General features: G+C 59.6%; 17 protein-coding genes and 1 riboswitch. Of the genes, 14 read left to right on the top strand and 3 right to left on the bottom strand.

Annotated elements, in window-relative coordinates; translation table 11 throughout:
- Nucleotides 1-40: 40 nt before the first annotated feature.
- Nucleotides 41-730, bottom strand: a complete 690-nt coding sequence (locus tag GOV79_RS02440; RefSeq protein ID WP_170788461.1) for a glutathione S-transferase N-terminal domain-containing protein — start codon at nucleotides 728-730, stop codon at nucleotides 41-43.
- A 130-nt stretch (nucleotides 731-860) separates the two neighbouring features.
- Nucleotides 861-938, top strand: a riboswitch (SAM riboswitch).
- Between the two features lie 62 nt (nucleotides 939-1,000).
- Here GOV79_RS02440 and metZ point away from each other — a divergent pair.
- The 5 genes from metZ to GOV79_RS02465 all read left to right on the top strand — a co-directional run bounded on the left by metZ (nucleotide 1,001) and on the right by GOV79_RS02465 (nucleotide 7,665).
- The gene (metZ, locus tag GOV79_RS02445) at nucleotides 1,001-2,191 is read left to right on the top strand and encodes an O-succinylhomoserine sulfhydrylase (RefSeq protein ID WP_170788462.1); all 1,191 of its coding nucleotides are present in this window, start codon (nucleotides 1,001-1,003) and stop codon (nucleotides 2,189-2,191) included.
- A 173-nt stretch (nucleotides 2,192-2,364) separates the two neighbouring features.
- A complete protein-coding gene (gene folE2, locus GOV79_RS02450) occupies nucleotides 2,365-3,468 on the top strand; it encodes a GTP cyclohydrolase FolE2 (protein WP_170788463.1) in 1,104 nt (367 codons plus the stop codon).
- A 262-nt stretch (nucleotides 3,469-3,730) separates the two neighbouring features.
- The gene (locus tag GOV79_RS02455; protein ID WP_170788464.1) at nucleotides 3,731-4,588 is read left to right on the top strand and encodes a transcriptional regulator; all 858 of its coding nucleotides are present in this window, start codon (nucleotides 3,731-3,733) and stop codon (nucleotides 4,586-4,588) included.
- A 51-nt stretch (nucleotides 4,589-4,639) separates the two neighbouring features.
- The gene (locus GOV79_RS02460) at nucleotides 4,640-6,088 is read left to right on the top strand and encodes a TrkH family potassium uptake protein (protein ID WP_170788465.1); all 1,449 of its coding nucleotides are present in this window, start codon (nucleotides 4,640-4,642) and stop codon (nucleotides 6,086-6,088) included.
- The gene (locus GOV79_RS02465) at nucleotides 6,088-7,665 is read left to right on the top strand and encodes a thiamine pyrophosphate-binding protein (protein ID WP_170788466.1); all 1,578 of its coding nucleotides are present in this window, start codon (nucleotides 6,088-6,090) and stop codon (nucleotides 7,663-7,665) included. The genes GOV79_RS02460 and GOV79_RS02465 overlap by 1 nt, the downstream gene beginning before the upstream one ends.
- A gap of 50 nt (nucleotides 7,666-7,715) precedes the next feature.
- On the opposite strand, the gene GOV79_RS02470 is transcribed toward GOV79_RS02465, so the two are convergent.
- Entirely contained in the window at nucleotides 7,716-9,449 is a 1,734-nt protein-coding gene (locus GOV79_RS02470; RefSeq protein ID WP_170788467.1) for a serine protease, read from the bottom strand.
- A gap of 203 nt (nucleotides 9,450-9,652) precedes the next feature.
- Here GOV79_RS02470 and GOV79_RS02475 point away from each other — a divergent pair, with 203 nt between their 5' ends.
- Entirely contained in the window at nucleotides 9,653-10,582 is a 930-nt protein-coding gene (locus GOV79_RS02475; RefSeq protein WP_170769402.1) for a glycine--tRNA ligase subunit alpha, read from the top strand.
- A gap of 8 nt (nucleotides 10,583-10,590) precedes the next feature.
- Here GOV79_RS02475 and GOV79_RS02480 read toward each other — a convergent pair whose 3' ends face one another.
- Nucleotides 10,591-11,223: a MarC family protein gene (locus GOV79_RS02480; RefSeq protein ID WP_170788468.1), complete on the bottom strand. Its 633-nt coding sequence runs from the start codon at nucleotides 11,221-11,223 to the stop codon at nucleotides 10,591-10,593.
- A gap of 78 nt (nucleotides 11,224-11,301) precedes the next feature.
- Here GOV79_RS02480 and GOV79_RS02485 point away from each other — a divergent pair, with 78 nt between their 5' ends.
- The 8 genes from GOV79_RS02485 (at nucleotide 11,302) to folP (ending at nucleotide 22,144) form a co-directional block, all read left to right on the top strand.
- Nucleotides 11,302-11,823, top strand: coding sequence for a DUF6446 family protein (locus tag GOV79_RS02485; protein ID WP_170769404.1), 522 nt, complete (start codon nucleotides 11,302-11,304; stop codon nucleotides 11,821-11,823).
- Nucleotides 11,824-11,827: 4 nt separating this feature from the next.
- Nucleotides 11,828-13,042 (top strand): sodium/glutamate symporter, encoded by a 1,215-nt coding sequence (gltS, locus tag GOV79_RS02490; protein WP_174819315.1) that lies wholly within the window; start codon nucleotides 11,828-11,830, stop codon nucleotides 13,040-13,042.
- Between the two features lie 9 nt (nucleotides 13,043-13,051).
- Nucleotides 13,052-15,250, top strand: coding sequence for a glycine--tRNA ligase subunit beta (gene glyS, locus GOV79_RS02495; RefSeq protein WP_170788469.1), 2,199 nt, complete (start codon nucleotides 13,052-13,054; stop codon nucleotides 15,248-15,250).
- 108 nt (nucleotides 15,251-15,358) lie between these two features.
- Nucleotides 15,359-17,854 carry a putative PEP-binding protein gene (locus GOV79_RS02500; RefSeq protein WP_331252281.1) on the top strand — a complete coding sequence of 832 codons (2,496 nt, stop codon included), beginning with the start codon at nucleotides 15,359-15,361 and terminating at the stop codon, nucleotides 17,852-17,854.
- A gap of 187 nt (nucleotides 17,855-18,041) precedes the next feature.
- A complete protein-coding gene (locus GOV79_RS02505; protein WP_170769407.1) occupies nucleotides 18,042-18,683 on the top strand; it encodes a cell wall hydrolase in 642 nt (213 codons plus the stop codon).
- A gap of 73 nt (nucleotides 18,684-18,756) precedes the next feature.
- Nucleotides 18,757-20,127, top strand: a complete 1,371-nt coding sequence (locus GOV79_RS02510; RefSeq protein WP_170788471.1) for a multicopper oxidase family protein — start codon at nucleotides 18,757-18,759, stop codon at nucleotides 20,125-20,127.
- Between the two features lie 101 nt (nucleotides 20,128-20,228).
- Nucleotides 20,229-21,149, top strand: coding sequence for a dihydroneopterin aldolase (locus GOV79_RS02515; RefSeq protein WP_170769409.1), 921 nt, complete (start codon nucleotides 20,229-20,231; stop codon nucleotides 21,147-21,149).
- Nucleotides 21,146-22,144, top strand: coding sequence for a dihydropteroate synthase (gene folP / locus GOV79_RS02520; protein WP_170788472.1), 999 nt, complete (start codon nucleotides 21,146-21,148; stop codon nucleotides 22,142-22,144). The genes GOV79_RS02515 and folP overlap by 4 nt, the downstream gene beginning before the upstream one ends.
- Nucleotides 22,145-22,173 lie beyond the last annotated feature (29 nt).

Here is a 22,173-nt window from a genome sequence, read left to right on the forward strand (position 1 = left end):
AATGTGAACCCTTCGGAAAAGGGTTAGCCGCCGACCGTGTTCATCGCTTGAACAAATTGCTCTGCGATTGCTTGTCCCGGTGATCTCCGCGCAACTCGGCATGCAGCGCGCGACCGGCCTGAACGCCGGGGCGGGCGCTGACGGTTTCCAGCCAGCGGGTGAAATGAGGTTTGTCCTCCAGCACCTGTTGCTGACCTTCCCACAGGCTGGCCCAGCCCCAGATCGACATGTCTGCAATGGAGTAGAAATCGCCCGCGACATATTCATTCTCGGCCAGCCGCCGGTCGAGCACGCCGTAAAGCCGCCCAACTTCGGTGCGATAGCGATCCTTGGCATAGGGCAGGTCTTGTGGCGGATCCAGTTGCGGGGCGTACTTCAAAAAGTGGTGCGCCTGACCGGCCATGGGTCCAACCCCGCCCATTTGCCACATCAGCCATTCCTCAACGGCGATCCGGTCACGCTCGGTTTCGCCATAGAACCGCCTGGTCTTGCGGGCCAGATACATTAGGATAGCACCGCTTTCGAAGACCGAGATCGGCTCTCCATCCGGGCCGTCGGGGTCCACGATGGCAGGCATCCGGTTGTTGGGCGCGATTTTCAGGAATTCGGGATCGAACTGATCGCCCTTGCCGATATTGATCAGGTGGGTGGTGTAGGGCAGCCCCATCTCTTCCAGAGCGATAGACGCCTTCCACCCGTTTGGCGTAGGCCAGAAATACAGATCAATCATGGTCTCTCCTTCGGTTGACGGCGATCATGAAGGTTTCGGGCCATTGGGCAAGGGGGCAGGGGCAAACTGTTACGAAACCGTGACTGATTGCGCCTAAGGCTTGACGCCTTTGCATGCGCGGCGTAAGGGCAAGGCACCACGTGGCGATTTGTTACCGGATTGCGGGCCACGCTAAACAACACCGCTAAAAGGTCAGGATGAAAGACCCCTTTCGCTTGGCCGCGTCTGGGGTTTTTTGTTTGCCTCCAAAGAGGGGCCGAAAGGAATGACATGAGCGAGAATTGGAACAAACGCACACAGGCCGTCCATGGCGGCATCCGTCGCAGCCAATATAACGAAGTGTCCGAGGCGATCTTTTTGACGCAGGGCTTCGTTTACGAAAACGCCGAACAGGCCGAGGCGCGGTTTATCGAGACCGGCCCGGATGAGTTCATCTATGCCCGTTATGGCAACCCGACCGTGTCCATGTTCGAACAGCGCATCGCGGCGCTGGAAGGGGGCGAGGACGCCTTCGCCACTGCATCCGGCATGGCGGCGGTGAACGCGGCGCTGGTGTCGATGCTGAAGGCGGGCGACCATGTGGTGTCGGCCAAGGCTTTGTTCGGCTCTTGCCTCTATATCCTTGAAAACATCCTGACCCGCTACGGCGTTGAAGTGACCTTTGTCGACGGCACCGATCTGGACGCGTGGAAAGCGGCGATCCGCCCCGACACCAAAGCGGTTTTCTTCGAATCCATGTCGAACCCCACCCTTGAGGTGATCGACATCGAAGCGGTGGCCACGCTGGCCCATGCCGTCGGTGCAACCGTGATCGTGGACAATGTGTTCTCGACCCCGGTCTTTTCGCGCGCGATCCAGCAGGGCGCTGACGTGGTGGTCTATTCCGCAACCAAGCATATTGACGGGCAGGGCCGGGCTCTGGGTGGCGTAATCATCAGCACCAAAGAGTTCATCCGTGGCACCGTTGAACCCTATCTGAAACATACCGGCGGCGCGCTTAGCCCGTTCAATGCGTGGGTCATGCTCAAAGGGCTTGAGACGATGGCTCTGCGGGTGAATGCGCAGGCCGAGACAGCGCAGATCATTGCCGAGGCGCTAGAGGGTCATCCCGCGCTGGAACGCACCTTGTATCCGGGGCTGAAAACCCATGCCCAAAATGCGTTGGTGCAATCTCAGCTGGGCGGCAAGGGCGGTACGGTTCTGTCCCTGGACATCAAGGGCGGGAAAGCAGCGGCTTTTTCTTTCCTCAACGCGATGACGATCCCGGTGATCTCGAACAATCTGGGCGACGCCAAGTCGATCGCGACGCATCCGGCAACAACGACCCATCAACGCCTGAGCGATGCGCAGAAAGACGAGTTGGGCATTACACCCGGCTTGATCCGGTTCTCGGTCGGGTTGGAAGATGCTAGCGACCTGCTTGCCGATATTAAGCGCGCATTGGACGTTTCTCAGCAGTAAACGTCGCATCAACGGTGCTACAAACAGGCTCAAAGAGATGTGAGCGGGGTGGTAAATCGCTCATCCCGCACCAAAAATCGATCCGGACTGTGTTTTCCGGCGTATACGGTTAAACTGGAAAACACGCCCAAGCTGTATATAGTCCGGCGGCGAACCCCGAGGAATCCCAAGCGATGAACGTGCATCCCCGTGACATTGACGACGCCCCCGACCATGACGAGGCCGCTGCGGCGCTGAAAGTTCTGCGCAAATGGGCGGTATCCGCGACCGACGCCGAGATCAGTCAGCTTGATCCGGCAATCGCGCGCCTTGTGCCGGGGCAGGAGACGTCCAACTATCCGTCTTTGTCGCGCGACTACCTCGAGGACTTCAAGGCCGATGAGGCCTATCGCGCCACGCTGCCCGATCTGCAAAACGGTCCGTCCAGCTTGATCCGGGGAGCGAAGCAGCAAATTCAGCATGTGGGTATCTCGAATTTCCGCCTGCCGATCCGGTTTCACCGCAAGGATGGCGAAGACCTGACGCTTGAGACCTCGGTCACGGGCTCGGTCAGCCTTGAGGCCGAGAAGAAGGGCATCAACATGTCCCGTATCATGCGGTCCTTTTACAAACACGCCGAGCGCACGTTCAGCTTCGAAGTCATGGAAGCCGCGCTGGATGATTATATGACCGATCTGGACAGTTTTGACGCGCGTATACAGATGCGGTTTTCCTATCCCGACAAGGTGAAAAGCCTGCGCTCGGGGCTGGAAGGCTATCAGTATTACGACATCGCGCTGGAGCTGGTGGAACAGAACGGCGTGCGCCAGAAGATCCTGCATCTGGACTATGTCTACTCTTCGACTTGTCCCTGTTCGCTTGAGCTGAGCGAACATGCTCGTTCAACACGTGGCCAGTTGGCGACGCCGCATTCACAGCGGTCGGTGGCGCGGATTTCGGTAGTGGTGGATTGCGACGCCGATTGCCTTTGGTTCGAGGACCTGATCGCGTTGTGCCGTCGTGCCGTGCCCACGGAAACACAAGTGATGGTTAAACGCGAGGACGAGCAAGCCTTTGCCGAGCTGAACGCCGCAAACCCGGTGTTTGTCGAAGATGCTGCGCGCCTGTTCTGCGCCGAACTTCTGGCCGACCACCACGTGGGTGATTTTCGCATAGTCGCCAGTCATCAGGAAAGCCTGCACAGCCACGACGCTGTATCGGTTCTGACCGAAGGGCCGACCTTTGTATCATCCAGCCTTGACCCAAGGCTGTTCTCGACTCTGTTCCATGTCGGCTGAACGCGCAAAGTCTCAGGATTAACCTTACGGCACGTTTTTGCCGCATCGCAGCAAAAAATGCTGCACTCGCACGGTCTTTAAAGTAGACTGATGTGGAATGCAGCCGTGGTTAGACCGTTGGTCAATGGGAAAGCCACTCTGAAGGAAGCTGAAACGTGCAACGCTTGATCCTGCGTGACATCGTTTCCCGCCCGTTATCCCAGGGCGGGCAGGGCCTCTTTTTCTCAAGCGTGCTGCGTTACTTTCAGAGGAGAGACTACGTATGAATCCGATTACCCAGCCCTTGGAATTTCAGGCTGCCGCTATCCGCATGGCAGGCTACGCGGTGAGCAACCAGATGAAAATCATGCAAATTCTGGCTTGCTCGGCGATGGAGCTGCCATTTTTTCAGGTGCAGGCACTGCACGCCTCATCCGCTGCGCCCGCGCCTGTTGCACCGAAACCTCCAGCGCCGGCCAAGCCGAAACCGGTAGCCCGTGCTGCCAAGGTGAAAACGCCGCCGGCGGCTAAAGCCAAACCTGCGGTCAAAGCGAAACCGGCAGCGAAGCCAGCCGCCGAATCACCTAAACCGGCAGCCGTGAAATCCACACCGGCCAAAGCAGTGGCTGCCAAACCGGCCAACAAACCGCACATAGCCAAACCAGTGGCGAAAAAACCAGCTGCGGCCAAGCCAGCGGCAGTTAAATCGCCCATCGTAGCCAAGCCTGCGGCTGCAAAACCGGTAGCTGCCGCCGTTGCGGCGAAGCCTGCGGTTAAGGCTGCGCCGAAACCGGCAGCGGTCCCTGCTGCATCCAAGCCAGTGACCGCAAAAGCTGCGCCGAAACCGGCCGCTCCTAAGCCTTCGGCGGTAAAACCCGCAGTTGCAAAAACGGCAAAGGTCAAGGCAGAGGCACCTAAACCAGCCGCACCCAAGGCGCAACCTGCCAAACCCGCAGCACCCAAGGCCGAAGCCGCGAAACCCGCAGCACCCAAGGCCGAAGCCGCGAAACCTGCTGCACCCAAGGCCGAAGCCGTCAAACCTGCAGCCCTCAAGGCAGAGGTCGTGGCACCAACCCGCCGGACCCGTGCGCCATCGAAGCCGCCCGCAATGCCCAGCGCGACCAACAAAACGCAAAAGTAAATCGGGGCATCCGCTTGACACAGTCGTGCAGGCGCGCCAACGCTGCGCCTCATGACGGATATACGCCCGGTTGGATATGTGATTGGCCTGCTGGTTGCCATTCTTGGGGCGACCATGATTCTGCCTTTGCTTGCGGACCTGATCGAAGGGCGCGACGAATGGCATGTGTTCCTTGAAAGCGGGATCATCACCGTCCTGACAGGCGTAATTCTGGCAATGAGCTGCTCGAACGGGGTGGGCGAAGGTCTGACAATCCGTCAGACCTTTTTGCTGACCACCGGGGTTTGGGTCGCTCTGCCGTTTTTCGGCGCGATCCCTTTTTTGATCGGCGCAACAGAACTGCGCTTTGTCGACGCTTACTTCGAAGCGATGTCCGGCCTGACGACCACCGGTTCGACCGTGATTTCCGGGTTGGATGAGCTGCCGCAGGGCCTGTTGCTGTGGCGCGGAGTGCTGCAATGGTTGGGCGGGATCGGGATCATCGTCGTCGCTATGGTATTTCTACCCGAACTTCGGGTGGGCGGGATGCAGATCTTTCGCTCGGAAGGGTTTGAAACTATGGGGAAAATTCTACCCCGCGCGCAAGAGATCGCGGGTCAGATTTCCCTGATCTACGTCTTTCTGACCTTCGTGTGTGTGCTGGTATATGCCGGCTTTGGCATGAGCTTTTTCGACGCAGTCGTCCACGCCATGACCACAATCGCGACTGGAGGGTTCTCGAACTACGACGCCTCGTTCGGGACGTTCTCGGGGCCGACGGAATATGCCGCCTCGGTGTTCATGATTTTGGCGGCGCTTCCTTTCGTGCGCTATGTGCAACTGGCAAATGGCAACACCAGTTCGCTGTGGAAAGACAGCCAGATCCGTGCCTTCCTGGCCACGATCGTTCTGCTAGTCGCGATAATGACCGTCTTTCTGCTAACCGTCTTTCCGCATCACTGGGAACAAGCGTTTCGGGAATCTCTGTTCAACATCACCTCGATCATCTCGGGCACAGGCTATGCCAGCGTGAACTATATGACCTGGGGCAGTTTTCCGGTCATGGTGTTCTTCCTGATCGGCCTGATCGGTGGCTGCGCGGGCTCGACCGCCTGTTCGATCAAAGTGTTCCGCTATCAGTTACTGTTTGCCTCGATCAAGACCCAGATACGGCGCATCCGCTCCCCTCATGGGGTGTTCATGCCTTTGTATGATGGACGGCCGATCAGTACGGATGTTCTGACCTCGGTGATGAGCTTTTTCATGTTCTTTGTGCTGTCAATGGGCGTTCTGGCCTGGGCTCTGGCGCTGACGGGTCTGGACTTTATCACCTCGGTCTCGGGCGCGGCGACGGCGTTGGCCAATGTAGGGCCGGGGCTTGGTGATCAGATCGGTCCGGCAGGCAATTTCGCGGGGCTGAGCGATACCGCCAAGTGGCTGTTGTCCATCGGGATGCTGGTCGGGCGGCTTGAGCTCCTTGCCGTTTACGCCCTGTTCACCGTTCAATTCTGGAGAAACTGATGAAAAGACCCCTCGGCGCGCAAATCTCGCATATGCTTCGGGATCGCGGTGTGGATGTGATTTTCGGCATCCCTGGCGTGCATAATCAGGAAATGTACCGGGGGATCGAAGAGGCGGGCATCACCCATGTTCTGGCTCGGCACGAACAAGGGGCCGGGTTCATGGCCGACGGCTATGCGCGGGCAACTGGCAAGCCGGGGGTGGCCTATGTGATTACCGGGCCGGGCCTGTGCAACATCATGACACCTATGGGGCAGGGATATTCGGATTCGGTGCCGATGCTGGTTCTGTCCTCATGTCTGGACGAGACCGAGGCGTCAAAGGGCCAGTTGCATCAGATGAAGGACCAGCGTGGGGCCGCCGGTACGGTTGCGGATTGGTCGGTGCAGGCAAATTCGGCCCAAGCCGCTTACGGGCTGGTGGAGCGCGCCTTTGAGGAATTCGAACTGTCGCGCCCGCGTCCCAAGCATATTCAGGTGCCGATCAAGCAGCTTGAAGCCAAAGCAGATACGGCCCCGTTTCCCAATCAGCCGGGGCTGCGCACCAAGGCCGCGCCGCCGGATGTCGCGCCCGTTCTGTCGATGCTGAACATCGCCGACAGGCCCTTGTTCATCCTGGGGGGCGGGGCGCGGTCCAACCTGTGGCGGCAGATCCTGACCCAACTGGGGGCGGCCTGTTTCACCACCTATGCGGGGCGCGGCATGGCCGGGTTGAACTATGCGTTGGATTTTGGTTCCTACCTGCCCAGGCCGGGCAGCGCGGAAGTTATCGACTCGGCCGATCTGGTTGTGGTCGTTGGATCGGAGCTGGGTGAAGTTGACCTGTGGCGCGACGATCTGGGGCATTCCGGAAATCTGGTGCGGGTCGATCTGGACCCGGCTGTACTGTCCGACCGCCACCGGGCAGCGGTCAAATTGCAGGTGGATGGAGAAAGCTTCGCCCATGCGCTTTGGGCGGCGATCGACCATGTGAAACCGGCAACTGGCTGGACCGAGGACGAAGTGGCGCAAGCCCGCGCGAAATGGCGGGTCGAGGTGGACGCCGAACGCCCCGGCATCGTCCCCGTGCTGGACGCGCTGCGCGAAGCGATGCCGGCCGAGACCATGATCTATTCGGACATGACCCAGCTAGCCTATGTCGGCAAAGAGGTCTGGGACATGACCTTCCCCTACCACTGGCATCACCCGACCGGGTTCGGCACGCTGGGTTACGCTCTACCCGCGGGGATCGGCGGTGCGGTTGCACGGCGCGGAAAACCGACGGCGGTGATGGCCGGGGATTACGGGTTTCACTACACAATGGCCGAGCTTGGCGTCGCGGTCGAACTGGGCTTGCCTCTGCCCATCATTCTCTGGGACAACGCCAAGCTGAAAGAGATCGAGGACAGCATGGTCCGGGGTCAGATCGCACCCAACGCCGTGGTCGCGCGCAACCCCGATTTCTGCAAACTCGCCGAAGCGTTTGGCGCTCTGTCCGCAAACCCCTCTAGTCTGGAGGAGATGCAGCAGACGGTTCGTGGGGCATTCTCGGCGCCGGGTCCGACGCTGATACGGGTGACGCCCGACATCCTGACATAAGAAAAGCTCTGCATGGGTTTTGCGGTGCTTTTTTGTTTTGAATTAAGTGCTTAGTCCCAGCAGTGAACCAGAACAGTCATACCTTTAGCGCGACGGTTCAGTTCGTTGGGCGACACCTGACCGGTGGATTGACCGGCCTGACCGGCAACGCCCGCCTTATCAAGGATTTCACCCAGACGCGCCGCGGTTGCGGCCAAACTGACCGAGGCGGGCAGGGTTCGGCCGTCCGCGGGCGTCGGCAATAGCATCCCCACAACCTGACCGCTGGTGTCAAAAATCGGGCCACCTGCGTCGCCGGGTTGTGCGGCCAGCGCCAGACGTTTCACGCCCTCTTCACCGTTCAGCCCGCGCACATCGGCGATCTGGCCATAGGTCAGCGTCGGTGCGCCCAACGCGCCTTCATAGGAGAACCCGGACACGGCGACCTCGGTCTGAATACGCGGAGTAGCGGCGTTGAACTCGGCAACATTCAGCGGGGCGAGGGTGGTTTTGGGACGCAGGACGGCGACTCCAAGATCCACATCGGTCCAGGCGACCTGAAGTTCCTGATCACCGTCCAGCGTCAGGCGGGTGCACATGTCGGTGGCCTCGGTCACGGTCAGAATCGTACCGTTGGCGTCCGCGAAAAAGCCCGAACGCGACAGACGGGGTTTGCGCAGCTGCAGGCCCGAGATCAGGTCAATGCGCTGCTCTGCCTCGGCGCTGGCGCTGGCATCCAGAACGGCGTCATTGGTGGAAAAACTGGTCTTCATCGCCGCCAGAACACGGGCGCGGCGGGCCTCATCCCCGTCGGGCCACACAAGGGTGAAGCCCTTGATCTGGCCGTCTTGCAACTTGGCTTCGGTATAAGACACGATACCGTTGCCGCGCCCTTCGAGCGTAAAACGGTCACCGCGCAACTGACGAGGGCCGTCCAGCGGCACTATCTCGAGCGATTGCATGACCTCGTAAAGCGCGCGCAGGGTGTTCTTGTCGCCTTCCTGACTGATCAGCAGTGCCTTGGCATTCAAGTCAGAGGCGCTGTTGAAATGGGCAAACGGGGCCTCATACCGGTCAAAGGCAACAGCGCTAAGCGGCAGGTCCAGATCAATCCCCGCCTGCGGGTCGGAATGGCGGGCCATCCCGACGCTGATCAGAGGGGCGTTGTAGTCGTCCATCAAGGTGGTGCGTTGCGCGGTGGTTAGAACTCCGGTGGCCTCGAACCCGCTGAAGCGCTGCCAATCCGCCATCGAACGACGGGTGCCTTGCCCGAAAGCTCCATCAATGGTCGAATTGTAGAACCCGGCGGCCTGAAGGGCGGTTTGCAACGCGCGTCGATCCTGCGCGCTGAGCAGCCGTTCGGATTGTAGCGCCTGCGCGCGGGTTTCATCTGATGTCTGCGGCGTCAGCCCGGTTGCAGGTTGTTCCGGCGCAGCGGTTGTCGGAGGTTCCACTGCGGCGCGGTCTTGGCTGGTGCTCGAAACAGGCCAGAACTGCGGCCCAAAACTGTTGGAAAACGCGATGTAACTGTCGGAGGGGATTTGGCCTTCAGCGCGATAAACCCTCAGAACTTGCTCGGCATCAGCGCGTAAATACGGTCCTATAACAATGGCGTACCAGCCAGAGTTCAAGCGAAACCCATTCACGTCTGGTAGAAGGGACGCATAGGCCTGCGCGCGCTCTTGGGCTTGGCTCAGGGATGGCCGTGCCTCGACCTGAACCCAGACGCCTGCCTCTTGCTGGGCGAAAACGGCGCGGGTGCCGAAGAGGAAAAGAAATAGAATTGCTGTAAATATGCGTGTCATTGTCTGCCCGTGTCCGCAATTTTTGTCTGGGTGGCAGAGTACGCCAAGTGCAGGGTTGAACACCATGCCCAGATTGCGGGGAATTTGCAGTGTGGCGACGCAGTGACAGGCCGGACGCACTGGCCCGTTGACGCCCCTTGGCCCCTTGCATAGGAAGGGCAAAACCCATCGTTACCGGCGCAGCGGCGCCCAAAGGGAATGTCATGACCGAACAGTCCAGCGCACCTCGTTCTTTTCAGGAGATTATCCTGCGGCTTCAGTCCTATTGGGCCTCGAAAGGCTGCGCGATCCTGCAGCCCTATGACATGGAGGTCGGTGCAGGCACATTCCACCCGGCGACGACTTTGCGCGCCCTGGGGTCCAAGGCATGGGCTGCTGCCTATGTGCAACCCTCGCGCCGCCCGACCGACGGGCGATATGGTGAGAACCCCAACCGATTGCAGCACTACTACCAATATCAGGTGTTGATCAAACCCAGCCCACCGGACCTGCAAGAGCTGTATCTGGGTTCGCTTGAAGCGATCGGTATCGACATGGAGCTGCACGATATCAGGTTCGTCGAGGATGACTGGGAAAGTCCCACTCTGGGCGCATGGGGTCTGGGCTGGGAGGTTTGGTGCGACGGTATGGAAGTCAGCCAGTTCACCTATTTCCAGCAGGTCGGCGGCCACGACTGTACACCCGTTTCGGGCGAACTGACCTATGGGCTGGAGCGTCTGGCCATGTATGTGCTTGGTATCGACCATGTGATGGACATGCCCTTCAATGACCCTCAATCGCCCAGCCCGTTGAAATATGGCGATATCTTCAAACAGACCGAGGAAGAATACGCCCGCTGGAATTTTGACGTGGCCAATACCGAGGTCCTGCTGCGCCACTTTGAAGAGGCTGAGGCGGAATGCGCCACTATTCTGGCGCAAGAGCATGATGATCCAAAGACGGGCAAGCGCATCGTGATGGCGCATCCGGCTTATGATCAGTGCATCAAGGCCAGCCATATCTTCAACCTGCTGGATGCGCGTGGGGTGATTTCAGTCACCGAACGGCAGGCCTATATCGGGCGGGTGCGTGCCCTGGCCAAACAATGCGCAGATGCGTTTGTCATGACCGAGGCTGCCGGGTACGAGGCTTGATGGCCAGATCACGCCAATCCGGGCAGCAACACCTTCAGGCCGTCGGCGATCATGCTTATTGCGATGGCCGAAAGGATCATGCCCATGAAGCGGCTCATAATAACGCGCGCGTTTGCGGACAAGCGTTTGGCCAGCGCCGATGCGTTCCAGAAGGTGACGAACAGCAACAGCAGGACGACCAGAAATACGCCTGCATAAAGCATCGCATCCACTGGTTTGGTGATGTGATGAGCATAGAGGATCAAAGTCGTGATCGTGCCCGGACCGACCAGAATGGGAAAGGCCAGCGGATAGAATGCAACGGTGTCGGGTTCGGGATAGGATTGCTTTTCATCCTCGGTACCGTGATGGGTGGTGCTTTGATTGCCGCTCAGCATGTTGAGGCCGATCATCAGGACGACCAGTCCTCCCGCAACGCGCAGGTCATCGACCGAAATGCCAAACAACCCCAACGCCTGATTGCCGATGGCCGCAAAAGCCCCCCCCAGGATCAGGCAATAGATCGTCACTTTCGCCGCCACCTTACGCTGATCGGCCGAGGACAACCCTTCGGTCACGCTGAGGAAAACGGGCAGGTTGGTGATCGGGTTCATGATCGCAAACAAAGCGCCGAAGAATCCGACGGTAAGGGTGGAGTCCATTCGATAAGCCTCGTATCAACCTGTTACGTGCCGGACCCTGTCCGATTTCATGCGCATTTGAAAGAGGCTGCGTGACCAATGACCGGAAAACTGCTTGCTCTTCTGTTGCTTGGCTCGGCCGTTTTGGCCGGGGCAGGGATGTACTACCTTCAGGTTTACGGGTTTTACTATTCGGTCGATCCGCAGCCGGGACGCGATGTCCAGCTGGTGGCTGTGACTTCTGAAAAAGCGGAGCCAATTGCTTACTCGGGGTTTCAGGCGATTGATGCCGACAGCTCTCCGATCCGGTATCGGGCCTGCTTTGAAACCGAGCTGACCCAGGAAGATCTGGCCGCTTTCAAGCTGGTGGACAATGCTGAGCCACTGACCGCGCCCGGGTGGTTTGACTGTTATGATGCCGTGACGATTGCGGATGCACTGAAATCGGGACAGGCGCAGGCTTTCATGGGGCAAAAGAACATCCACTATGGCGTGGACCGGATCGTTGCCGTGACGCAGGACGGCAAAGGCTATGTCTGGCATGCGCTGAACAATTGCGGCGAAAAAGCTTATGACGGAACCGTGGTGGGCGAAGAGTGCCCGCCGCGCCCGCAGGAGTAGCGAAATGATCGAAGAGATGCTGCAAATCCCGGATTTCCTGACGGCCACAATGGGGTTTGCTGTCTATCTGATCGGGGCCGAGATCAACGCCCGTGTAGCAGCGCTACGGCAATTCAACATCCCTGAACCCGTAACCGGAGGGTTGCTGGCCTCGGTCTTTCTGCTGGGGCTTTATCTGCTTTTCGGAATTGAGATGACTTTTGGTCTGGCCGCGCGGGATTTCCTGCTGGTGGTGTTCTTTGCAGGGATCGGTTTGAATGCCCGGCTGTCGGATTTGATCGCGGGCGGGAAGCCGTTGCTTTTGCTTCTGATTCTGACACTTGTGACGATTGTTTTGCAAAATGGCGTGGGCGCTGTTGGGGCAGTGCTTTTTGGCTATCCGGCGCAGGCCGGGGTGCTGTTCGGCTCGGCCGCGCTGATCGGCGGGCACGGCACAGCAATCGCCTGGGCCCCCGAAGTGGGTGCGGTAACTGGATTAGAGGGCGCGACCGAACTGGGCGTGGCCGTTGCAACCTTGGGCCTTGTATTGGCGGCTCTAGTCGGCGGCCCCATCGCGCGTTATCTGATCGAGGGCCGGAACCTGACACCTGAACGACCGGACGAAGAGCACACCGTCGGCCTACCCGAAAACCCCTCCGAGGCTGCCTCAAAGGTGGATCACCTGACCATCATGCGGGTGATGCTGTATCTGAACATCGCAATTGTTGCCGGGTATTTGCTTCATCAGGCCATCAGCGCGGCGGGGTTGAAGCTGCCGCTTTTCGTGCCTTGCCTAATCATGGGGATCGTAATTGCCAATCTGCGTTCTGCGCTTTTCCCCAAGGCTCCGCCCGTTGCCCGAACGCCCTCGCTGGCGCTTATTTCCGAGTTCTCGCTGGGCGCGTTTCTGGCCATGTCACTCATGAGTTTGCAGCTGTGGACCATTGCCGAGTTGGGGCTGGCTATCATTGTGATTTTGGCAGCGCAGACACTTATGGCCGTGGCTTTTGTTATCTGGGTATTGTTCCCGGTGATGGGCGGCAGCTACCGCGCTGCTGTCTTGTCAGCGGGGTTCGGCGGGTTCGCCCTTGGGGCCACTCCGACCGCTATCGCGAATATGACCGCTGTTACCAAGCGATATGGCCCGTCGCCTATTGCCTTTATCGTGCTGCCCCTTGTATCCGCGTTCTTTGTGGATATTGCCAATGCCATCGTCATCCAGACGATCGTGAACTTCTAAGGACCGACCATGCCCGACCTGCTGATCGAACTGTTTTCCGAGGAAATCCCCGCACGGATGCAAGCCCGTGCCGGTGAGGATCTGAAAAAGCGGATTACCGATGGTCTGGTCGAGGCCGGTCTGACCTATGCCGGGGCCGCAGCGCTGACCACGCCGCGCCGCCTGACTCTGGCGGTTGAGGGGCTGCTGGCGGAAAGCCCAACCATCCGCGAAGAACGCAAGGGCCCAAAGGTCGCCGCCCCGGACAAAGCCATCGAAGGCTTCCTGCGCGGTGCGGGTCTGACCCGTGATCAGCTGGAAGAACGCGACACCCCCAAGGGCGCGGTTTATTTCGCCACCATCGAAAAAGCCGGTCGCCCGGCAGCCGAGATCGTGGCCGAAGTGCTTGAGGCCACCATCCGCAATTTCCCATGGCCCAAGTCGATGCGCTGGGGCAGCGGCCCGCTGCGCTGGGTGCGCCCTTTGCATTCGATCCTGTGCATTCTGTCGGATGAGGCGGGCGCGCAGGTCGTGCCGCTTGAGGTTGATGGGATCAAATCCGGGGATACCACGGGGGGGCACCGTTTCATGGCTCCGGATCGGTTCTCGGTCACGTCTTTCGAAGACTATGCCGCCAAACTTAAACGCGCCTTTGTGGACCTGAACCCTGCGGACCGGGCCGAGCATATCTGGAACGACGCGCAAAACATTGCCTTTGCCGCCGGTTTGGAAGTGGTCGATGACAAGGGCCTGCTGGCTGAGGTTGCCGGTCTGGTCGAATGGCCGGTGGTTCTGATGGGTAAGATCGATGACGAATTTCTGGACCTGCCCCCTGAGGTTCTGCAGACCTCGATGAAAGAACATCAGAAGTTCTTTTCGGTGAAGAACCCCAAGACCGGTCGGATTGAAAAGTTCATAACCGTCGCCAACCGCGAGACTGCCGACAATGGCGCGACTATTCTGGCAGGGAACCAAAAGGTGCTGTCGGCCCGACTGGCGGATGCAAAATTCTTCTGGGAAAATGACCTGCGCATCGTCAAGTCCGACGGGTTCGAACCTTGGGTCGAGAAACTGAATGCGGTGACGTTCCATGCCGAACTGGGCTCGCAGGGCGAGCGGGTTCTGCGCATCGCCGCGCTGGCGCATGAACTGGCCGGGGCAACGGGTGCGACGCCCGCACTGGCGATGATGGCCGCACAGGCGTGTAAGGCCGATCTGTCATCCGAGATGGTGTTCGAATTTCCCGAATTGCAGGGCTTGATGGGCCGCTACTACGCTCTGGCTGCCGGATTGCCAGCCGAGGTGGGGCAGGCCAGTCAGGAGCATTACTCGCCGCTTGGCCCGTCGGATGATGTGCCGACCGCGCCGGTTTCCGTGGCGGTGGCGCTGGCCGACAAGCTGGACACGCTGACGGGGTTCTGGGCGATTGACGAAAAGCCGACGGGCTCGAAAGACCCGTTTGCGCTGCGCCGTGCGGCGCTTGGGGTGATCCGGTTGATCCTGACCAACGATCTGCGCCTGTCATTGAATGATACCTTCACGTCGGCATTGGGAAGCCTGCTGAAACTGCCCGAATGGCAGGCAGCCCTGCTGGGGGCCAAGGCGAAACAAGCCAAGGCCGAGGATGCTGAGGCTGCCGCGCAGGAGGTTCATGGGCTGGCTCATCAGGTCGAAGCCGCGACAGCGATCGTCAGCAATGCTCCGGCGGACCTGCTGTCCTTCTTCCACGACCGCCTCAAGGTGTTCCTGCGAGACGAGGGCATCCGCCACGACATCATCGACGCCTGTATCGCGATGGACGGCAATGATGACCTCAACCTGTTGGTCAAACGCGCTCGTGCTCTGAACGCGGTGATCGCGACCGAGGATGGCGAGAACCTTGTTCAGGGCTTCAAACGCGCCAACAACATCCTCACACAGGCCGAGGAAAAGGACGGGGTCGAGTATTCCTACGGTGCGGATGTGAAATTCGCCGAGACCGACAGCGAAAAGGCGCTGTTTGCGGCGCTGGATAACGCGCAAGGTAAGATCGAAGCCGCGCAGAAGGCCGAGGATTTCCCCGCAGCCATGACCGCTATGGCCGCACTGCGCGGTCCGGTGGATGCCTTCTTCGAGGATGTTCAGGTCAATACCGACAATGACATCCTGCGGCGCAACCGCCTGAACCTGCTCAGCCAGATCCGGCAGGTCTGCGCGCGCGTCGCGGACCTCAGCAAGATCGAGGGCTGATCCAGATCGCCCTTGCGCCATTGGTGCAGGGGCTTATGCTGCGGGCAAACAAAAGGTGCCGCAGTGCAGAATAACCCGCATACTACATTAATTACGCCCACAGCACCCGTGACCGCTTCGTCGCACGGGGGGCGTGCGAAGTGCCTGCAACGGCTTGTGCGTCTGGATATGCCGGTTCCGCGCACCGTGGCTCTGTCTTTTGATGCGGTGCAGAACATTGCGCAGGGCCAAGTTCCTGATATCGACGCTATTCTGGAGCAGTTCGCGCGGACGGATCTGTTGTGTGTCCGTCCCAGCTCTGAAGACCCCGATTGGGGTGGTCCCGGCGCAATTCTGAATATCGGGATGAACGACGCGCGCTATGTGGACCTGTCGGATTCGATGGGCGTCGAGGCTGCGGCAGCTTTGTACCTGCGTTTTGTCCAAAGCTACGCGATCCACGTGGCACGTCTGGACGCGGATGTGTTTGACGAGATCGACGCGGACGGGCGCGAAGGTCTGCAACAATCCCTGCGCGCCTACGAAGACGAGACGGATGAAAGCTTTCCGCAGGACCGGGGCGAGCAATTGGTTGCGGTTTTGCGCTCGATGGCGCGGGCGTGGGATGGAACTTCGGCGCGGTTGCTGCGGCAGGCCAAAGGTGCGCCCGCGGATGCCGGGCTGGGCCTTGTGATTCAAGAGATGATACCCGGCGTCGGTCAGGGAGAATGCGGGTCGGGCGTGTTGCAACTTATTGATCCGACAACAGGAATGCCGCAGATCACCGGTCGCTATCTGAGCCAGAGCCAGGGCCGCGATGCGCTGGGGGAAGGGGTGGCCGCGCTCTATCTTGAAAAGGACCCGCGCGGGAAATCTCTCGAAGAGGTTGCGCCTGACGCGTTTGCTGACCTGAAGGCACATGCCGCGCAGATGCGAGCCAAGCTACGCGAGGAGATGCAGGTCGAGTTCGTGATCGAAAACGGTCATGTCCATATTCTGGACGGTGTGCGGGTGCAACGCAGCGCTCGGGCGGCGGTCCGGATTGCCGTGCGTCTGGCCGAAGACGACATCATACCGCCGCAAGAGGCCGTGATGCGAGTCGATCCGCATTCGCTGAACGAGTTGTTGCACCGTCAGGTTCACCCAGACGCGCAGCGCGACGTCCTGACCACCGGGATTGCCGCCAGTCCGGGTGCTGCTACTGGCAAGATCGTGTTCACAGCCGCCGAGGCACAGGCCAGCGCCGCACGGGGTGAACCCTGTATTCTGGTCCGCCGCGAAACCGCGCCGGAGGATGTGCGCGGGATGCACGCAGCTGTTGCCGTGTTAACCGAGAAGGGCGGGATGACCAGCCACGCGGCGGTGATTGGCCGTGGTCTGGGTCTGCCCTGCATAGTCGGCGCGTCCGAGATGCGATTCCAGACCAAGAAGAAGCTGCTGACCGCACCGGATGGTCGGATGTTCAAAACCGGGGATGTTCTGACAATCGACGGTAGTTCGGGCCAGGTTCTGGCAGGGCAGCCCGCAATGCTTGAAGCTGCTCTGGACGATTGTTTTCAAACGCTTATGGGCTGGGCTGACGCGGAGCGTGACATTGCCATCCGCGCCAATGCCGACACACCTGCCGATGCACAGACTGCACGCAACTTTATGGCGCAGGGTATAGGACTGTGCCGGACCGAACACATGTTCTTTGATCCCGGTCGTCTGATCGTGATGCGCGAGATGATCTTCGCGCAAACCTCTTCGGGTCGCGCGGCGGTGCTGGAACGCCTTTTGCCGATGCAGCGCGAAGACTTTGTCGAACTGTTCCGCATTATGGAAGGCCAACCCGTCTGTATCCGCCTGTTCGACCCACCATTGCATGAGTTCCTGCCCACCACTCGCGGCGGTCAGCGTGAGCTGGCCGAAGCGCTGGATCTGCCGGTCTCGGACGTTGAGCGCCGGGTGGACGCAATGACCGAATATAACCCCATGTTGGGTTTGCGCGGCGTCCGTCTGGGCGTGACCGTGCCTGAGATTTACGACATGCAGGCCCGCGCCATCTTTGAGGCGACGCTTGAGGCCAGCAAGAACGGCGCACCAGTTGTGCCCGAGGTGATGATCCCTCTGGTTTCGGCCAAGCGCGAGGTCGAGCTCGTCAAATCGCGCATCGACACGGTTGCCGCCTCGGTCGCGGCTGAGCGCGGGCAAGAGTTTGAATATCGGCTGGGTGTCATGGTCGAAACCCCGCGTGCCTGTCTGCGCGCCGATGAGATTGCGCCGCAGACTGCGTTTCTGAGCTTCGGTACCAACGACCTGACCCAGATGACTTACGGCCTGTCGCGCGACGATGCCGGACGCTTTATGTCGGCCTATGTCCAGCAGGGTGTATTCGCCGAAGACCCATTCCACGTGTTGGATTCGGATGGCGTGGGAGAACTGCTGAAACTGGGCGCTGAGAGGGGGCGGCAAGTTAAACCGGACGTGACCCTATCGGTCTGTGGTGAACATGGCGGAAACCCCGAATCAATCGCCATCTGCCGTGCGCTTGGATTCGACTATGTCTCCTGTTCACCCTTCCGGGTCCCGGTCGCTCGGCTGGCTGCCGCTCAACTGGCGATTTCGTCCAGACTTGGGGGTTGACAGCGGCGCAGTCCGCTAGGATTAGTAGGAAACAAATCACACCGTCGTCATATATTTTTGACGTTACGGCGATTTTCCACTTGCTTTTTTTAGAAAACTGGACGTTTCCGATTCAATTCGGTATGAGCCTCGTCGCGCCCGCCGGGGGAGGGTATGGCGCCGAATGTGCCTGTGCGAGGTTATCTGAATGCTACGATACATACTGGCTGCTGCCACATTGGCGGCAACCGTGCTGCCAAGTGTTTCCGTCGCTGAGAGGGAAACCACTGATACTGCCAAGCGTGAACTTGTGACTCGGACTGAACTGCCCGGTCAAAACTTCCGCGAATACTTGAATTTGTTCAAGCCCCGAAAGGTACTTGAACAGCAGAAAATATCCTACTCCAAGGACTGGCTGGATGACCAGCCCGCCGCAACCGGGGATGAGCACTTCAAATGCCTGGCCGAGGCGCTTTACTTCGAAGCGCGTGGGGAAAGCGTGCGCGGTCAATTTGCCGTGGCTGAGGTCATCATGAACCGTGTAGACAGCAGCCGCTTTCCGGACACGCTGTGTGGGGTGATCAAGCAAGGGACCGGCAAGAAATACCAGTGCCAGTTCACTTATACTTGTGATGGCCGCAAGGAAGTGATCCGAGAGAAAAAAGCCTATGAGCGGGTGTCCAAAGTAGCCCGTGCCGCGATTGACGGCCTCAGCGATGCGCTGACCGAAGGGGCGACCCATTATCATACCAAGGCGGTGAAACCGTCCTGGGCGCGGGTCTACAAGGAAACAGCCCGGATCGGTGTGCATATTTTTTATCGCCACAACTATCGGACGGCCAGCAACTAACTGACGCACCCGCGCTGGAACCCTTATGGCGCGGGACGTCGGTTGTTCTATGTTATGGGCCAGGAGGCCCATAATGCTGTTTAACCGTCGTCAATTCCTTTGCGCGTCTGTCGCGCTTTCTGTCTTTCCCAAAGTGGGCTTGGCCGCGTTTCCAGAGCTGGTGGCGCGCGAAGCAGCGCATCAGATTGCGCCGGTGGAATTTCCGAAAACACCGGTTTGGGGCTTTGGCGGAACCGTACCGGGTACAGAAATCCGCGTACCGCAAGGCGGGCGCGTGCAGCGCAGGGTGTCGAATGCTCTGCCTCAGGCCACGTCGGTGCATTGGCACGGCATTCGAATTGACAATGCGATGGACGGTGTGCCGGGTCTGACGCAGGATGTCATCGAGTCCGGGGGCGCGTTCGACTATGACTTTGCTGTCCCTGATGCCGGAACCTATTGGTATCACTCACACAATCGCACGGTTGAACAGGTGGCCCGTGGCCTGTATGGCCCGCTGATCGTCGAAGAGCCTGACGCGCCAGAAGTCGATCGGGATCTGACGTTGATGCTGGATGACTGGCGGCTGGACCCGGAAACCGGGCAGATAACGGATGATTTCGACAATGGACATGACCTCAGCCATGCCGGGCGGCTGGGTAATATCATTACCGTAAATGGTCAGTTGGATCCCTCGTATCAGGTGGGTGCGGCCGAGCGGCTGCGCCTGCGTCTGATCAACGCCTCGAATGCTCGGATATTCGATCTGGGTATAGATGGGCTGACCGGCTGGATCGTGGCGCTGGACGGGATGCCGTTGGAGACCCCGCTGGAGATTACCGACACCTTCCCGCTGGGGCCGGCGCAACGGGCAGACATGATCGTTGACGTGCGCGCCTTGGCCTCAGAAACCGCCAGCCTTGTCAGCTTTGAGCGTGACGGTGGTTTCGGCCTGGTCCGCTTTGACGTGTCGGGTGCGGGCAGAGCGGTGCGATCCGGCATCGCGGCGCTGCCGCCCAATCCTCTGCCGGTGATATCCACGGATAGTGCACCACTGCATCGGATGGAGATGCAGGGCGGCGCGATGCGTTGGCTCAGCTCGGCCAAGCTGGGCGAAACCGAGCTGACGGGGCAGGAACTGGCCCAACTTGGGCGGTTTTGGGCGTTGAACGGATATGCTGAACGCCCCAAGGACCCGTTTCTGGACACCCGACTGGGGGAAACCCACCAGATCGAGTTTGCCAATCAGACGGCGTTTCCCCATGCGATGCACATGCATGGCCATCATTTCCGTATCATCTTGTCGGATGGCAGCCTTGGTCCGTGGCGCGACACGGTCCTGCTGGGGCGGGGGCAAACCCGACAGGTCGCTCTGGTTGCGGATAATCCGGGCAGTTGGCTGTTGCATTGTCACATGTTGGGCCATGCCGCATCGGGGATGATGAGCTGGTTTCGCGTCACCTGACGACGCATTCGACGACTGGAAAGGCGTTTGTTGCGGTGCTATACGCGCCCGCAATGTCTAATTTGGGCAGATCAGTCCCAATGCCCGAGAAGGTCCGTCTTATGAGTTCTGAAATCCGCCTCGCCTTTGCGCACCCTTCGGAACGGTCCGAAGCGATGGCCGCCGGAGAGCCTTTGGATCGAATCTCGCTGAGGGATCACATTGTTGAGGTCGAGATCGGTGCCTTTCAGGCCGAACGTGGGACCACACAGCGCATCTGCTTCAACATTGTGGTCGAGGTGCGGCCTTTGACCGATGCGATTGATGACGATGTTGACCGCATCCTGTCCTATGACCGCGTGACCGAGGCGATTGCCTTTGAACTGGCTGCCGAGCGGTTGAACCTGCTGGAAACATTGGCAGAGCGTGTTGCCGAGCGTATTTTGCTTGAACCGCAGGCTGTAAAAGCTTTTGTTCGAATTGAAAAGCTGGATCGCGGGCCTGGCGCACTGGGGGTCGAGATTGTGCGTGGCAAGGATGCTGTGCACCACGACGTGGTCGAGGAAGAACGTCCCCATCCACGTCTTGTCTTCCTGTCGAACGAGGCGATTGCCTCGGGCAATCTAACCGGTTGGATCGACCAGCTTGAGAACCGGCAACGCCCGCTTATCCTGTGCGTTGGAAGTGCAGACTTGGCTGTTCCCCAAACGGGTCATGCGATGACCCAGCGTCGGATCGATCTTTTGGCGATCGAACAAAATGCCTGGGTTCTGGCCGCGCGGGATCACCGCTGCGTTGTTGTCTCGACCCGGACCGAGCTGGATTGGGCGATGAAGAACGGGCAGATTTGCGTTTGGGCCCCGTCCAAGATCGTGCTGGATGCGGTTGATGGTCCCTCGGCCGCGCCGTCGGACGCGGTGGCGCTGGCGGCCTGGTTTGCGGCCACATTTGAAGCCAGCGAGATGATGGTCATTGGAGGCGCACTGCCAGACGACCCTAAAACACCATTGCGCGCTGTCTCTGTGGATCAGGCGCAACTGTGACCACCTACTACAGACCTTTGGTTCAGAACGGCGCTCGGCGTCCTGAAGGGGCCGTGACTTTGGCCGGACAGGCGCTGTGGTTTACCCATGTGGAACGCTTGAGACGGACGGAAAACGCCTCTGTGGTCGCAGTGCAGGACGTGCCTGATGAGATTCTGGCCATCCTTTCGCGTCCCCGCGCGCCCATTGCAGGGCTGGATATGAACTGCCCGCACATCATGGGCATCTTGAATGCAACGCCGGACAGTTTCTCGGACGGCGGGGTGCACAATTCGGTGCAAACTGCCCGGGACGCGGCGGAGCAAATGGTTGGGCAAGATGCGACGATCCTGGATATCGGCGGCGAATCCACCCGACCCGGAGCCGCGTTTGTCCCAGAGGACGAAGAGATCGCCCGGACCAAGCCTCTGATCCAAGCGATCTGCGAGCGGACCAAAGCGCTGATTTCGATCGACACGCGCAAAGCCAGCGTCGCAAAGGCGGCGTGGCAGGCGGGGGCTGGCCTGATCAACGATGTCTCGGGCTTTACTTTCGATCCAGACTTGGCCCCGTTCTGCGCAGAAGTTGGGGCACCGGTCTGTGTCATGCATATGCAGGGCGACCCGACCAACATGCAGGACGATCCCAGATATAATGACGTGCTGCTGGACGTGTATGACTTCTTGAACGATCAGGTGCAGTATCTGGAGGCCCTTGGTCTGAACCGCAACCAGATCATTGTCGATCCGGGTATCGGTTTTGGCAAGTCCGTGGACCACAACGCAACTCTGTTGCGCAATCTCAGCCTGTTTCACGGGTTGGGATGCCCAATCCTATTGGGTGTGTCGCGCAAGGGGTTCATCGGGCAGATCGGCAAAGAGACGCGCAAGGACGCCCGCGCGCCCGGTTCGATTGCGGTTGGGCTGGCTGGTCTGGCACAAGGGGTGCAGATCCTGCGGGTTCACGACGTGGCCGAGACTGCTCAGGCCTTGCGTCTGTGGGCCGCCGTCCGGTAATCCGGACGCAGGCAAGAAACGACGGAGAG

The sequence above is a fragment of the Ruegeria lacuscaerulensis genome (assembly GCF_013034745.1).
GTDB classification, from domain to species: Bacteria; Pseudomonadota; Alphaproteobacteria; order Rhodobacterales; family Rhodobacteraceae; genus Ruegeria; species Ruegeria lacuscaerulensis_B.

Coding starts and splice junctions, on each gene's coding strand:
- GOV79_RS02480 (WP_170788468.1), bottom strand. CDS start 11,223: ATGGACTCCACCCTTACCGTCGGATTCTTCGGCGCTTTGTTTGCGATC.
- GOV79_RS02475 (WP_170769402.1), top strand. CDS start 9,653: ATGACCGAACAGTCCAGCGCACCTCGTTCTTTTCAGGAGATTATCCTG.
- GOV79_RS02455 (WP_170788464.1), top strand. CDS start 3,731: ATGAATCCGATTACCCAGCCCTTGGAATTTCAGGCTGCCGCTATCCGC.
- GOV79_RS02485 (WP_170769404.1), top strand. CDS start 11,302: ATGACCGGAAAACTGCTTGCTCTTCTGTTGCTTGGCTCGGCCGTTTTG.
- glyS (WP_170788469.1), top strand. CDS start 13,052: ATGCCCGACCTGCTGATCGAACTGTTTTCCGAGGAAATCCCCGCACGG.
- gltS (WP_174819315.1), top strand. CDS start 11,828: ATGATCGAAGAGATGCTGCAAATCCCGGATTTCCTGACGGCCACAATG.
- metZ (WP_170788462.1), top strand. CDS start 1,001: ATGAGCGAGAATTGGAACAAACGCACACAGGCCGTCCATGGCGGCATC.
- GOV79_RS02515 (WP_170769409.1), top strand. CDS start 20,229: ATGAGTTCTGAAATCCGCCTCGCCTTTGCGCACCCTTCGGAACGGTCC.
- folE2 (WP_170788463.1), top strand. CDS start 2,365: ATGAACGTGCATCCCCGTGACATTGACGACGCCCCCGACCATGACGAG.
- GOV79_RS02460 (WP_170788465.1), top strand. CDS start 4,640: ATGACGGATATACGCCCGGTTGGATATGTGATTGGCCTGCTGGTTGCC.
- GOV79_RS02440 (WP_170788461.1), bottom strand. CDS start 730: ATGATTGATCTGTATTTCTGGCCTACGCCAAACGGGTGGAAGGCGTCT.
- GOV79_RS02465 (WP_170788466.1), top strand. CDS start 6,088: ATGAAAAGACCCCTCGGCGCGCAAATCTCGCATATGCTTCGGGATCGC.
- GOV79_RS02505 (WP_170769407.1), top strand. CDS start 18,042: ATGCTACGATACATACTGGCTGCTGCCACATTGGCGGCAACCGTGCTG.
- GOV79_RS02510 (WP_170788471.1), top strand. CDS start 18,757: ATGCTGTTTAACCGTCGTCAATTCCTTTGCGCGTCTGTCGCGCTTTCT.
- GOV79_RS02470 (WP_170788467.1), bottom strand. CDS start 9,449: ATGACACGCATATTTACAGCAATTCTATTTCTTTTCCTCTTCGGCACC.